Source organism: Pseudomonas sp. GW460-LB5, from assembly GCF_059423245.1.
The window spans coordinates 43,856-57,518 of the sequence record NZ_JBWKXT010000021.1 but is presented as its reverse complement, the minus strand read 5'-3'; the positions used below and the strand labels follow the sequence as shown (position 1 = coordinate 57,518).

10 protein-coding genes are annotated in these 13,663 nt (G+C 62.9%); 2 read left to right on the top strand and 8 right to left on the bottom strand.

The annotated features are described in order from the left end of the window. Nucleotides 1-67: 67 nt before the first annotated feature. Both AC07XM_RS14770 and AC07XM_RS14765 read right to left on the bottom strand, forming a co-directional pair. Nucleotides 68-835 carry a tetratricopeptide repeat protein gene (locus AC07XM_RS14770; RefSeq protein WP_102689337.1) on the bottom strand — a complete coding sequence of 256 codons (768 nt, stop codon included), beginning with the start codon at nucleotides 833-835 and terminating at the stop codon, nucleotides 68-70. A gap of 3 nt (nucleotides 836-838) precedes the next feature. Further along, nucleotides 839-1,519 carry a Fe2+-dependent dioxygenase gene (locus AC07XM_RS14765; RefSeq protein ID WP_060517636.1) on the bottom strand — a complete coding sequence of 227 codons (681 nt, stop codon included), beginning with the start codon at nucleotides 1,517-1,519 and terminating at the stop codon, nucleotides 839-841. Between the two features lie 221 nt (nucleotides 1,520-1,740). Between AC07XM_RS14765 and AC07XM_RS14760 the strand changes: the two genes are divergently transcribed. Then, nucleotides 1,741-4,032, top strand: a complete 2,292-nt coding sequence (locus AC07XM_RS14760) for a TonB-dependent receptor (RefSeq protein ID WP_016484986.1) — start codon at nucleotides 1,741-1,743, stop codon at nucleotides 4,030-4,032. 97 nt (nucleotides 4,033-4,129) lie between these two features. Next, nucleotides 4,130-6,685, top strand: a complete 2,556-nt coding sequence (locus AC07XM_RS14755) for a PepSY domain-containing protein (protein WP_102689336.1) — start codon at nucleotides 4,130-4,132, stop codon at nucleotides 6,683-6,685. 128 nt (nucleotides 6,686-6,813) lie between these two features. Here the strand turns inward: AC07XM_RS14755 and AC07XM_RS14750 are convergent, their stop codons facing one another. The 6 genes from AC07XM_RS14750 to hisS form a co-directional block, all read right to left on the bottom strand. Then, complete coding sequence (locus tag AC07XM_RS14750; protein WP_016484984.1) at nucleotides 6,814-7,605, bottom strand: amidohydrolase; 792 nt, start codon at nucleotides 7,603-7,605, stop codon at nucleotides 6,814-6,816. After that, entirely contained in the window at nucleotides 7,593-8,741 is a 1,149-nt protein-coding gene (locus AC07XM_RS14745; RefSeq protein ID WP_095115815.1) for a pyridoxal phosphate-dependent aminotransferase, read from the bottom strand. Before AC07XM_RS14745 ends, AC07XM_RS14750 begins: the two co-directional genes overlap by 13 nt. Before the next feature lie 210 nt (nucleotides 8,742-8,951). Next, nucleotides 8,952-10,415: a ribosome biogenesis GTPase Der gene (der, locus tag AC07XM_RS14740; protein ID WP_016484982.1), complete on the bottom strand. Its 1,464-nt coding sequence runs from the start codon at nucleotides 10,413-10,415 to the stop codon at nucleotides 8,952-8,954. 116 nt (nucleotides 10,416-10,531) lie between these two features. After that, nucleotides 10,532-11,674 (bottom strand): outer membrane protein assembly factor BamB, encoded by a 1,143-nt coding sequence (bamB, locus tag AC07XM_RS14735; RefSeq protein ID WP_003248513.1) that lies wholly within the window; start codon nucleotides 11,672-11,674, stop codon nucleotides 10,532-10,534. Continuing rightward, complete coding sequence (locus AC07XM_RS14730; protein ID WP_016484981.1) at nucleotides 11,675-12,316, bottom strand: tetratricopeptide repeat protein; 642 nt, start codon at nucleotides 12,314-12,316, stop codon at nucleotides 11,675-11,677. A gap of 39 nt (nucleotides 12,317-12,355) precedes the next feature. Further along, the gene (gene hisS, locus AC07XM_RS14725) at nucleotides 12,356-13,645 is read right to left on the bottom strand and encodes a histidine--tRNA ligase (protein WP_016484980.1); all 1,290 of its coding nucleotides are present in this window, start codon (nucleotides 13,643-13,645) and stop codon (nucleotides 12,356-12,358) included. Nucleotides 13,646-13,663 lie beyond the last annotated feature (18 nt).

Here is a 13,663-nt window from a genome sequence, read left to right as displayed (position 1 = left end):
ATTCATCCCCCCGCCCGCACTACGTTTTGATTGAGGGCGAGGAGATTATCGAAGCGCAGGCATGTCTCTAAGCTGTGGACGTTTCCTCGGCAACTCGTTGCTGCAGTTCTTCGGCATAGGCTTGCACATAGGCTGCCATCGGTGCCCCGCCAGTCTGCAGTGTGGCCAGTGCGCTCTTGAGGAAGTTCACATTGCCCTCCTTTCGTGCACGCGCCAGCCAAGGCTCGGCCTCAGCAGCCTGCCCTCGCTCGAGCAGCACCGTCGCGAGGCTGAACATCCCACGAAAGTCTCCCGCCTGCGCCGAGCGCCGATACCAGCGCACGGCCCGCGCGGGGCCCGCCGCTGTGGCAATGCCGAGCTCAAGATAGCGCCCGTACAGGTTCATCGACTTGGCATGGCCCATCTGCGCGGCCTTCTCGTAACAGAGCAGGGCCTGGGCCTGGTTGGCCGGCACCCCACGCCCCGTGGCCAACAGGTTGCCTAAGTTGTAAAGGCCCCAGTCCAGACCGACATCGGCCGCGCGCGCATAGTGAATGGCTGCCTGGGCCACATCCTGATCGCCACCCCAACCATGTTCCAGGCACCGGCCAAGCATGTTGTGCGCCATGGCACTGCCGCCCTGGGCGGCGATACCGAACCAGCGCCGCGCCACGGCCTCATCCGCCTCGATGCCACGCCCGTCGAGCAGGATCTGCCCGAGCAGCAACTGCGCCTCGACCACGCCCTGCCCGGCGGCCGCCAGGATCGCCTGGGCGGCTTGGCCGGGGCTGTGTTCGAGCATGGCCTTGAGGCCGGCGACATCCACCGCTTCTTCACGCCACAATTGGTAAGACACGGCTCAGACCTCGGCCCAGCGGCGTAGCAGGTTGTGATAGGTGCCGGTCAGTTGTAGCAACGAAGGGTGCTCCGGTACATCGGCAGTCAGTTGCTGTATGGCATTGTCCATCTCGAACAACAGCGCCCGCTGGCTGTCCTCGCGCACCAGGCTTTGAGTCCAGAAGAACGCTGCATAACGCTGGCCCCGGGTCACCGGGTTGACCTTGTGCAGGCTGGTGCCGGGGTACAGCACCAGGTCACCGGCAGCCAGTTTGACCTGCTGCACGCCATAGGTGTCCTGGATCACCAGCTCACCACCGTCGTAGCTGTCCGGGTCGCTGAGGAACAGCGTGGAAGACAGGTCGGTGCGTACCCGCTCCGGGCTGCCCTTGGGCTGACGCAGGGCGTTATCGATATGAAAGCCGAAATTGCCACCCTCGCGGTAGCAGTTGATCAACGGCGGAAACACCTTGTGCGGCAGGGCCGCCGACATGAAGCGCGGGGTGTTCCACAGGCGGTCGATCAGCGCAGTGCCGATTTCCTTGGCCAACGGGTGCCCTTCCGGCAACTGCAGGTTGTGTTTGGCCTTGGCCGACTGGTAACCGGCAGTCACCTTGCCATCGGCCCAGTCGGCCTGCTCCAGCGCCTCGCGGATACGGGCCAGTTCGTCAGCGTCAAACAGGCCTGGGATGTGAAGCAGCATGGCGGCAGCACCGTTAGGAAATGTAAAGGCGCCAATGATATTGATTCCCTTTTGCGCTACACAAGCCCTTTCGCCGCTTAAGACGTTTCAGCTTGATGAAACCGTAAAGGCTAATTGTAAAGATTGTAAATTCTTCACGAATGGTAACGAATCTCAATTGTGAGTCACAATTGCTTACATTAAGATCCGCCGCCTCAACACCTTGGGGAAGGTCCTTAGCAATGCGCCAGTACGTACCATCTGCAGTGAGTTCGCCACGCCTGATCGTATCCGCCATCGGCGTCGCGCTTAGCGCCTCGTCGGTGTATGCCGCCGACCCGGCCGCCAGCAGTGCCATCACCCTCGATGCCACCAGCGTCAACGGCAAGGCTGAACAAGCCAGCACCGATTACAAGGTCGAAAAAGCCGCTTCGCAGAAGTACACCGCGCCGCTGGTGGACACCCCGCGCTCGGTTACCGTGATCCCGCAGCAAGTGATCAAGGACACCAATGCCCTGACCCTGCAGGACGCCCTGCGTACCGTGCCAGGCATCACGTTTGGCGCCGGTGAAGGGGGTAACCCGCAAGGCGATCGCCCGTTCATCCGTGGCTTCGACGCTCAGGGCGATACGTACCTGGACGGCGTGCGTGACACTGGCGCGCAAACCCGCGAAATCTTCGCCATCGAGTCGGTGGAAGTGGCCAAGGGCCCGAACTCGGCCATCGGTGGCCGTGGCGCCGCCGGCGGTACCATCAACCTGGTCAGCAAGCGCGCGCACCTGGGCAACTCGCTGGACGGTGCCTGGACCTGGGGCAGCGACCAGACCCAGCGCTACACCTTCGATGGCAACTACCAGTTCAGCGATACCGTTGCCGGCCGCCTGAACCTGATGACCCACGAAAGCAACGTTGCCGGCCGCGACAAGGTCAATTACGACCGCTGGGGTATCGCCCCGTCGCTGGCCTTCGGCCTGGGCACGCCGACCCGCGTCAACCTCGACTACTACCACCTGGAGAGCGATGACCTGCCGGATTCGGGCATTCCGTACACCATCCCGACCAACGGCAGCGCCGGGCGCACCTCGGCCCACCCGAGCAAGCCGAATGACGGCGGCGACAGCGACAATTTCTACGGCCTGACCGGTCGCGACTTCCGCAAGAGCCGTGTAGACATCGCCACCTTCGCAGTCGAGCACGACCTGACCGACTCGCTGACCATCAAGAACACCCTGCGTCACGGCAACAGCATGCAGGACTACATCCTGACCCAGCCTGACGACAGCAAGGGCAACGTCAACAACGGCAGCGTCTGGCGCCGTGCCAATACCCGCGTGGGCAACACCGCCACGACCACCAACCAGACCGACCTGTTCGGCGAGTTCTACGTCGGTGGCATGAAAAACAGCTTCTCGACCGGTATCGAACTGAGCCGCGAAGAGAGCGACCGTTCGTCCTACACCGTCGACACCGACACGGTCCCTGGCGGCGCTGCCAATACCAACTGCACCCCGGGCATGATCGGTGCCACCAGCGGCTACAACTGCACCTCGCTGAGCAACCCGAACCCGGATGACCCGTGGAACGGTGCCATTTCGCGCAACTACGCCGGCACCACCACCAACAGCAAGACCCGTGCACTGTACGTGTTCGACACCCTGGAGCTGACCCCCGAGTGGCTGGTCAACATGGGCCTGCGCTACGACCACTTCGACACCGACTACAAGACCTACAACGCTGCTGGCACCACCACCGCCAAAGGCAAGGATGTCAGCGAGTTCGTGACCGGCCAACTGGGCCTGGTGTGGAAACCGGCGGAAAACGGCAGTATCTACGTGTCCTACGCCACTTCTGCAACGCCACCAGGCTCGATGCTCGGCGAAGGTACAGAAGGCAACCCGCTGGGTGGCACCCCTGACCGTACCGGCAACCTGTTGGCCAGTGACATGGAGCCAGAGGAAACCACCAACTACGAAATCGGTACCAAATGGGACCTGCTCGACCAGCGCCTGTCGCTGACCGCCGCGCTGTTCCGCACCGAGAAGGAAAACGCCCGCGTCCAGGTGGACACCACCACCTACGAAAACGTCGGCGAAACCCGCGTACAAGGCATCGAACTGTCGGCCAGCGGCAAGATCACCGACAAGTGGCAGGTATTCGCCGGCTACACCTACATGCAGGCTCGCCAGATCGACGGCGGCCCACTGGGCAAGGCCAACGATGGCAACCAGTTGCCGAACACCCCGAACAACAGCGCCAGCCTGTGGACGACCTACTCGATCACGCCAAAGCTGACCGTGGGTGGCGGTGCGTTCTACGTGGATGACGTGTACGGCAGCGTGGCCAACACCACCATGGTTGACAGCTACGTACGCTACGACGCCATGGCCGCCTACAAGCTGACCAAGAACGTCGACTTGCAGTTGAACGTGCAGAACCTGACCAACGAGGTTTACTACGACAAGGCCTTCTCTACCCACTTCGCCAACCAGGCGGCCGGGCGGACTGCACTGCTGACCACCAGCGTGCACTTCTAAAGCAACAACCAAGGGCCCCGTTCATTGAGCGGGGCTTTTGCGTATCAAGGCATAATGCACGCCGCGCAGTCTGCGGTAGCAACACAAGGTGATCGATGTGGTGAAGAAGACGCTGTTCCAATTGCACTGGTTCTTTGGCATCACCGCTGGCCTGGTGCTGGCCCTGATGGGCATCACCGGAGCCCTGTACTCGTTCCAGGAAGAACTGCTGCGTGCGTTCAATGCCGATGTACTCAAAGTAGAAGTGCGCGCCGAAGGCGTGCTGCCTCCGGCCGAGCTGGTGCAACGGGTCGAAGCCCAGCAGCATGACAAGGTGTCGATGCTGTGGGTGGACGTGCGTGAAGGCAACGCCGCACGTATCTTCTTCACGCCAGCACCGGGCGAGCGCCGAGGCGAGCTGCGCTATGCCGACCCGTATACGGGCGAACTCAAAGGTGAAGTGGCCGGGCAAGGCTTCTTCAACCTCATGCTCAACCTGCACCGCTTCCTGGCCATGGGCGACACCGGCCGGCAGATCACCGGTGCCTGTACCCTGATGCTGGTGTTCTTCTGCCTGTCCGGCCTTTACCTGCGCTGGCCGCGCAAGGCGCTGGACTGGCGCACCTGGCTGACCTTCGACTGGGCCAAGAAAGGCCGTGCCTTCAACTGGGACCTGCACGCCGTGGCAGGCACCTGGTGCCTGCTGTTCTATCTTCTGTTCGCCCTTACCGGCCTGTTCTGGTCCTATGAGTGGTACCGCGAAGGCCTGAACAAGCTGCTGGCCGACGCCCCGGCAACCGGCCAGCAACAAAAACGCGGTGAAGGCCGTGGCCGCCACGGCCCGCAGAAAGTCGACAAGAACGCCCCGCCGCTGGTGGTCGACTATGACGCCATCTGGGCCAACCTCAAGGACGCCGCAGGCCCAGGCCTTGCCACGTACAACCTGCGCCTGCCACCGGTTGGCGGCCAGTCAGCCAACCTGTTCTACCTGCTGGACAGCGCCGACCACCCACGCGCCTTCAACACCCTGATGCTGGACCCGGCCACCGGCCAGGTAAAAAAACACGACCGCTACGCCGACAAATCCTTCAAGGCCCAACTGCTGCAGAGCGTCTACGCCCTGCACGTTGGCGAATACTTCGGCCTGCCAGGGCGCATCATCGTCACCCTCGCCAGCCTGACCATGCCGCTGTTCTTCGTCACGGGCTGGCTGCTGTACCTCGACCGCCGCCGCAAGAAGCGCCAGGTACGCGCAGCCCGTGGCAACGTTGCCAGCAGCAATGGCAGCGACGACAGCTGGTTGATCGGCTTCGCCAGCCAAAGCGGCTTTGCCGAACAACTGGCCTGGCAAAGTGCCGGCCAGTTGCAGGCAGCTGGCTTGCCAGTGCAGGTACGTGCACTGGCCGAACTGCGTGAAGACGACTTGCGCCAGGCCCGCCGTGCGCTGTTCGTGGTCAGTACTTTTGGCGACGGCGAAGCACCCGACAGCGCCCGCGCGTTCGAGCGCAAGGTGCTCGGCCAGCCTTGGGCGCTGAACAACCTCAACTACGCCCTGCTCGCCCTCGGCGACCGTCAGTACCCGCACTTCTGCGGCTTCGCCCGCCGCCTGCAGGCCTGGCTGGGAGAGCGCGGAGCCAGCAGTGCATTCAGCCCAGTGGAGGTGGACAACGCCGACCAGGCCGCCCTGCAGCAATGGCAGCAGGAACTGGCACAACTGACGGGCGCCCAGCCGGTGGCCGCCTGGCAGCCGCCAAGCTTTGGCAACTGGTCACTGGTGCGTCGCGAACTGCTCAACCCGGGCAGCCAAGGCCAGCCGGTGTACTTGCTCGGCCTGCTGGCTGAAGAGCCTGCAAGTTGGGACGCTGGCGACCTGGTGGAGATACTGCCACTCAATGGGCAACCAAGGATCGACGCGTTCCTCAAAGGCATGGCGCTGGACGCCAGTGCACGGGTACACGTGAACGGTCTGGACGAAACCCTTGCCCAAGCCCTCGCTGGCCGCCAGTTGCCGGCGCGCCGTGATCACCTGATCGGCTTGCAGCCGCAAGCGCTGGTCGACGCTCTGGTGCCAATCGGCAGCCGCGAATACTCCATCGCCTCCATCGCCAGTGATGGCGTGCTGGAGCTGATCGTACGCCAGGAGCGCCATAGCGATGGCAACCTGGGCCTGGGCTCTGGCTGGCTCACCGAATACCTGCCACTAAACGGTACGCTGAGCCTGCGCCTGCGGCGCAACAGCGGCTTCCACCTGCCGGAGGCAGCTGCACCGATGATCCTGATCGGTAACGGCACGGGCCTGGCCGGCCTGCGCAGCCTGATCCGGGCCCGGGTGAACGCTGGCGAACAGCGCAACTGGCTGCTGTTTGGCGAGCGTAATCAGGCGCATGACCTGCTGTGTGGTGACGAGCTGCAAGGGTGGCTGCAAAGCGGCGACCTGGCACGCCTGGACCTTGCGTTTTCGCGGGATCAGGCCGAGAAAGTGTATGTGCAGGATGTGTTGCTGCAGCAGGCCGAGGAGTTCAAGCGCTGGGTGGCGGATGGCGCCTGTGTGTATGTCTGCGGCAGCCTGCAAGGGATGGCTGCGGGGGTAGATGCGGCGCTCAACGGCATGCTTGGGGAGGCCGCAGTGCAGCAGTTGATCGAGGATGGGCGGTATCGGCGAGATGTTTACTGATCATTCATTGATGTAGCCGGTACTGGCCTATCGCCGGCTAGCCAGCTCCCACAGGTACAGCACCGGGCCCGAGGGCAGTGGGTTACCTGTGGGAGCTGGCTTGCCGGCGATAGGGCCGGTACAGGCTGTCAGTGTAAATCGAAGGTATCGGCATCCAGGTTGGCCGGGAATTTGGCCCGGTACGCCGCCAGTTCCGCAGCGCTCAACACGGCGGTAAACACCCCGTCTGCCTCACCGGCACTGAGCAGGCTCTCGCCCTGGAAGTCCAGCACCTGGCTGTCGCCCGAATAAGCAAAGCCCTTGCCGTCCGTGCCCACCCGGTTCACGGCCGCCACATAGCACAGGTTCTCGATGCCCCGCGCCGGCAGCAGACGATTCCAGTGCTGGCGGCGCGCCGCCGGCCAGTTGGCGGTATACAGCAGCAGGTCCGTGTCCTGAGCGTCACGGCTCCACACCGGGAAGCGCAGGTCGTAGCAAATCAGCGGGCGGATCCGCCAGCCCTTGAGCTCGAACTGCACCTGGCGTTCACCGGGGGTGTAGTGCTTGTGCTCACCGGCCATGCGGAACAGGTGGCGCTTGTCGTAGTGCAGAATTTCGCCGTCCGGCCGGGCCCACAGCAGGCGATTGCGGTGGCTGCCATCGGCGGCCTGGATGATCACGCTGCCGGTAATCACCGCGTTGTACTTCTTCGCCTGGGCCTTCAGCCACTTATAGGTCGGGCCATTTTCCGGCTCGGCCAGGCTTTCGGACTGCATCGAGAAACCCGTGGTGAACATCTCCGGCAAGATCACCAGATCCACCTCCCCGACCTGTTCCAGCAGCACCTCGAAGTGCGCATAGTTGGCCTCGCGGTCGTGCCAGGCCAGGGTCGTTTGCACCAGGGCGACTTTCAGGTTGGGCAGTGTGCTCAGATCGCGCATAGTCGTTCCGCTGCCTGACGCAGCGTCTCCTCACGTTTGGCAAAGCACAGGCGTACCAGGCGTTGCTCGGGGATGGGTTGCTGGTAGAACACCGATACCGGGATGGTCGCCACACCGTGCTCGCGGGTGAGCCACAGCGACATGTCGACATCGTTCAGGTCCGGGCGGATCTGCGAGTAATCCACCAGCTGGAAATAAGTGCCCGCCGTGCGGGTAAAGTTGAAGCGTGAGCCCTCCAGCAAGCCGCAGAACAGATCGCGCTTGGCCTGATAGAAAGCCGGCAGTTCATCGATATGCTCAGGGTGCTCGGCCATGAAGTCGGCCAGGGCGCACTGCAGCGGCGTCACGCCACAGAAGTTGACGTACTGGTGCACCTTGCGCAGCTCTGCACTCAACGCCGGGGGCGCAATCACATAGCCGGTCTTCCAGCCGGTCACGTGATAGGTCTTACCGAACGAGCTGACCACAAAGGCACGTTGATACAACTGCTCGTGGGCCAGTACGCTGGCGTGGTGGACGCCGTCGTACACCAGATGCTCGTAGACCTCATCGCTGACCAGGTAGATATCGCGGTCGGCAATCAGCATTGCCAACTGTTCAAGGTCTTCGCGGGTGATCAGGGCGCCACTGGGGTTGTGCGGCGAATTGAGGATGACCATGCGGGTGCGCGGGCTCAGGGCCTCGCTGAACTTCTGCCAGTCGATACGGAAGTCGCCGTCGCTCAGTTGCACATGCACGCAGCGACCACCGGCCAGTTCCACCGAAGGTTCGTAGCTGTCGTAGCACGGGTCGAAGACAATGACCTCGTCACCGGCATGGACCACCGCCTGGATGGCACAGAAGATCGCCTCGGTGGCACCAGGGGTGATGGTCACTTCCTGGTCGGCATCCACCTGTGCGCCATACAGCCGCGCCACCTTGGCCGCCACCTGCTGGCGCAAGGCCGGCAGGCCGGTCATTGGCGAATACTGGTTGTGCCCGGCAGCCACATGCCGGCCCACTGCATCGAGCAGGGCCTGCGGGCCGTTGAAATCAGGGAAACCCTGGGACAGGTTGAGCGCGCCAGTCTGCACGGCGAGCTGGGACATGGTGGTGAAGATGGTCGTGCCGACATTCGGCAGTTTGCTGCGGATCATGGAGCCCTCTTTCCTGGGGTGTATCCGGCACGGGGTGGAGTCCGAGCATAGCGGATCAAGCAGTCAGGAAAAAGGTTGAAACAATAGGGGGATTGCTCTGGATCAAAGGGCCTCTTCGGGGTGAACCCGCTCCCACAGGTGCTGCACAATATTCAAAATCTGTGGAGGACCTGTGGGAGCGGGCAAGCCTGCGAAGAAGCTGACGCGGAATCAGCGCTTGTCGCGGCGCTTCTTCTCGGCCTTCTTGTGATGCGACATCAAGCGGCGCTTCTTGTTGACCTGGCGGTCGGTGAGGGTGTTCTTCTTGCCCTCGAACGGGTTCTCACCGCCCTTGTACTCGATGCGGATCGGTGTGCCGACCAGTTTCAGCACGCGGCGGTAAGTGTTTTCCAGGTAACGGGAGTAGGACTTGGGGATGCTCTCGGTCTGGTTACCGTGGATCACGATCAGCGGCGGGTTGGCACCACCCAGGTGGGCATAGCGAAGCTTGATGCGGCGGCCGTTGACCAGCGGCGGCTGGTGCTCGCTGACCGCGTCTTCAAGGATCTGTGTCAGGCGGCTGGTTGGCCAGCGGGTCACAGCCGAGGTGAACGCGGCCTGCACCGACTTGTACAGGTTGCCCACGCCGGTGCCGTGCAAGGCGGAGATGAAGTGGATGTCGGCGAAGTCGACGAAGAACAGCCGGCGCTCCAGCTCGGTCTTCACGTAGGCACGCTCACCCGGCTCCATGCCATCCCACTTGTTCAGCGCAATGACGATGGCGCGGCCGGCTTCGAGGGCGAAGCCCAGCAGGTTCAGGTCATGATCAACCACCCCTTCACGGGCGTCCATGACGAAGATGACGACGTTGGCGTCCTTGATCGCCTGCAGCGTCTTGACCACCGAGAACTTCTCGACTTCCTCGTGGATCTTGCCGCGCTTGCGCACCCCGGCGGTGTCGATGAAGGTGTACTTGTCACCATCACGCTCGAACGGGATGTAGATACTGTCTCGGGTAGTACCCGGCTCATCGTAGACCACCACACGTTCTTCGCCGAGCATGCGGTTGACCAGGGTCGACTTGCCGACGTTCGGGCGGCCGATGATGGCGATCTTGATGCCATCCTTCTCGCTTGGGCCAGGAATGCGCACGGCCTCCTCGCCTTCTGCGACGTCCTGGTCGAGGGCTTCTTCCTCGGCATCACGCGGCAGGTGGCCGAGCACAGCTTCCATCAGGGCGCTGATACCACGACCTTGGGAGCCCGCCACCGGAATGGCGTTGCCCATACCCATCGGCGAGAACTCGGCGCGAGCCACGTCGGGGTCGATGTTGTCGATCTTGTTGGCGACCAGAATCGCCGACTTGTTGCGCTTGCGCAGGTGCTCGGCAATCATCTGGTCGGCGGCGGTCATACCGGCGCGGGCATCGACCAGGAACAGCACGTAGTCGGCTTCTTCAATGGCCATGAGCGACTGCTCGGCCATTTTTTCATCCATGCCCACTTCGTCACCGGTAATACCGCCGGTGTCGATCAGGATGAAGGAACGACCCTGCCAGCTGGCATCACCATACTGGCGGTCACGGGTCAGGCCTGACAGGTCACCCACGATTGCATCGCGGGTTTTGGTCAGGCGGTTGAACATGGTGGATTTGCCGACGTTCGGGCGGCCCACCAGGGCAATTACGGGAACCATCGGCTCTCCACTCTCGAATTCTTGAAAATGCAAAGGCCGCTGCAAGGCAGCGGCCGGAGTTTGGGCGGCGTGTCCTACGCCGCAGCTTGAAACCCGCCAAGGTTTCAAGCATAGCTTCAGCGGATGGTCAGTGCCTCGAGCTTGCCGCTGTTGCCGAAGACATAGATGGTGTCGCCGACCACAAGTGGGCGGGCGCGCAGGCCATCGCTGTCGATACGCTCACGACCAACGAAGCGGCCATCCACCTGGCTCAGCAGGTGCAGATAACCTTCAAAGTCACCCACAGCCACGTAGCTGCTGAACACTTCAGGAGCGGTCAACTGGCGGCGAGCCATGCTGTCGTTGCTCCACAGGGCGCTGGAAGAGCGCTCATCCACGCCTTCCACGGTACCCGAGGCTTCGCTGACGTAGACGTTACCGAAGCCCTGTGCGACACCTACATAGCTGGAAGCATCGCGCTGCCACAGCTCGCGGCCGCTTTCCAGGTCCAGGCCAGCTACACGGCCCTGGTAGGTGCTGACGTACAGGGTACCACCAGACAGCAGCAAGCCGCCGTCGATATCAACCACACGGTCCAGCTCGGAACGGCCCTTGGGGATGGCCACGCGGCTTTCCCACACCGGCACGCCGTTGTTGATGTCCACCGCGACCACCTTGCCGGTGGACAGGCCGGCGACGGCCAGGCGATTGGTGGCAATCGGTGCACCGGTGCCACGCAGGGTCAGCACGGCCGGGGAGTTCTCATAGATCCAGCGGCGGTCACCCGTGGCGGCATCCAGGCCGATCAGGCGGTCGTCCTGGGTCTGCACCACGACCACGTCACCGTTGTTGGCAGGCGGGGCCAGCACTTCGCTGGTCACGCGCGAGCGCCAACGCTCTTCACCGGTGCTGGAGTCCAGGGCGATGACTTCACCCTTGAGGGTGCCGAGCATGACCAGGCCATAGCCCACGCCAACCGCGCCGGAAACCTGCAGCTCCAAGTCCTTCTTCCACACCACATCACCGGTGATGCGGTCGAGGGCGAAGACTTCGCCGTTGACGTCGGAAGCATAGATACGGTCGTTCTCGATGGCCGGTACCAGGGTGTTGTAGGTCTCACCCTGGCCGTCACCGATCGAACGGCTCCACTGCTTCTTCAGCACCACTTCCTCGGTGAACTTGGTCAGCTCGGCCGGGGGCAGTTCCTTCTTGCTGTTGCTGCTGCAACCGGCGGCCAGTACGGCCAGGGTCAGCACTGCTGCATGTTTCCAACCGATCACTTACGCGTCCCCTTTAGCCAGGTCATCCAGCTTCAATTGCAGGCCACCGACCGCCGCCTCATCCGACAGCGCAGCCTTGGCTTTCTCGTAAGCGCTGTGCGCGTCGTCGGCGCGACCCAGCTGCACCAGCAGGTCACCCTTCAATTCTTCACGGCTGGCCAGGAAAGCCTTGTCGGCGTCGCCGTCCAGCAGCTTGAGGGCATCCTCGGCTTTGTTCTGGGCTGCCAGCACGCGAGCCAGGCGCTGGCGCGAAATCTCGCCCAGGGTCACATCGGCCGGCTTGTCCAGCACGCCTTTGAGCTCGGCAGCGGCGTCGTCGAGCTTGCCGCTCTCGACCGCGACCTTGGCTACGAACAGGCTACCGTACTGGGCGTAAGCGGTGCCGCCAAACTCGCTCTTGAGCTTGCTGGCCAGTTCCGCGACCTTGGTGGCGTCTGGCTGGCCAGTCGGCGTCAGGCTGGTTTCAATCAACGCCTGATACAGCTGCGAGGCACCTTGGGACTGGTTGTTCTGGTACTTGTGCCAGGTATTCCAGCCCAACACCACCACGCCTGCCAGCAACGCGCCAGTCAGCAGCGGCTTGCCGTTGCGGTTCCACCAGTCCTTGACCCCTGCCAGGTCATCATCATCGGTACTCGACACCCCAATACTCCTTTTCGCCTATTCGCTTGTTGAACCGCGTTACGCTTGCGCGATCGCGGTTTCCAGGTGCTCTGCCAGAGCATCCCAGGCAATGTTCTGTTGTTCACCCTGGCCACGCAGGGGCTTGAAGCCGATTTCTTGCCTGGCCAGTTCCTCGTCACCGAGGATCAGGGCGAACAGCGCCCCGCTCTTGTCGGCTTTCTTGAACTGGCTCTTGAAGCTGCCACCGCCTGCGTTCACCGCCAGGCGCAGGCCCGGCAAGCGGTCGCGCAGGGTTTCGGACAGGCGCAGGCCTGCCAGCTCGGCCTGCTCACCGAAGGCGCACAGGTAGACGTCGATCTGGCGGCTGATGGATTCCGGGACCTTGCCCAGGGTTTCCAGCAGCAGGATCAGGCGCTCGATACCCATGGCGAAACCGACGCCGGTGGTCGGCTTGCCGCCCATCTGCTCGACCAGGCCGTCATAGCGGCCGCCGGCACACACGGTACCCTGGGCGCCCAGCTTGTCGGTGACCCACTCGAATACGGTCTTGCTGTAGTAGTCCAGGCCGCGCACCAGCTTGGTATTGATCACGAACGGAATGCCGGCGGCGTCCAGGCGGGCCTTGAGGCCTTCAAAGTGCACGCGCGACGCTTCGTCCAGGTAATCTTCCAGCTTCGGCGCACCCACCAGCACCGCCTGGGTGTTCTGGTCCTTGCTGTCGAGGATACGCAGCGGGTTGCTCTTCAGGCGGCGCTGGCTGTCTTCATCCAGTTGCTCCAGGCGCGCCGAGAGGAACTCGACCAGCGCGTCACGGTAGCGCGCGCGGGCTTCGCTGGTACCCAGGCTGTTAAGCTCCAGCTTGACCGCGTCCTGGATGCCCAGCAGGCCCCAAAGGCGCCAGGTCAGCATGATCAGCTCGGCGTCGATGTCCGGACCGTCCAGGTTGAACACTTCCACGCCAATCTGGTGGAACTGGCGGTAGCGGCCCTTCTGCGGGCGCTCATGGCGGAACATCTGGCCGATGTACCACAGTTTCTGCACCTGGCCGTTGCCGGTGATGCCATGTTCCAGCACGGCACGGACGCAAGCGGCGGTGCCTTCGGGACGCAGGGTCAGCGAATCGCCGTTACGGTCTTCGAAGGTGTACATCTCTTTTTCGACGATGTCGGTCACTTCACCGATCGAGCGCTTGAACAGCTCGGTGAACTCGACGATCGGCGTGCGGATCTGGCTGTACCCGTAGGTGTCCAGCAGACCGGCCACGGTGCCTTCGAAGTAGCGCCACAGTGGCGACTGTTCTGGCAGGATGTCGTTCATGCCACGGATGGCTTGCAGCGATTTGCTCACGAAAAGTCCTTACGAATT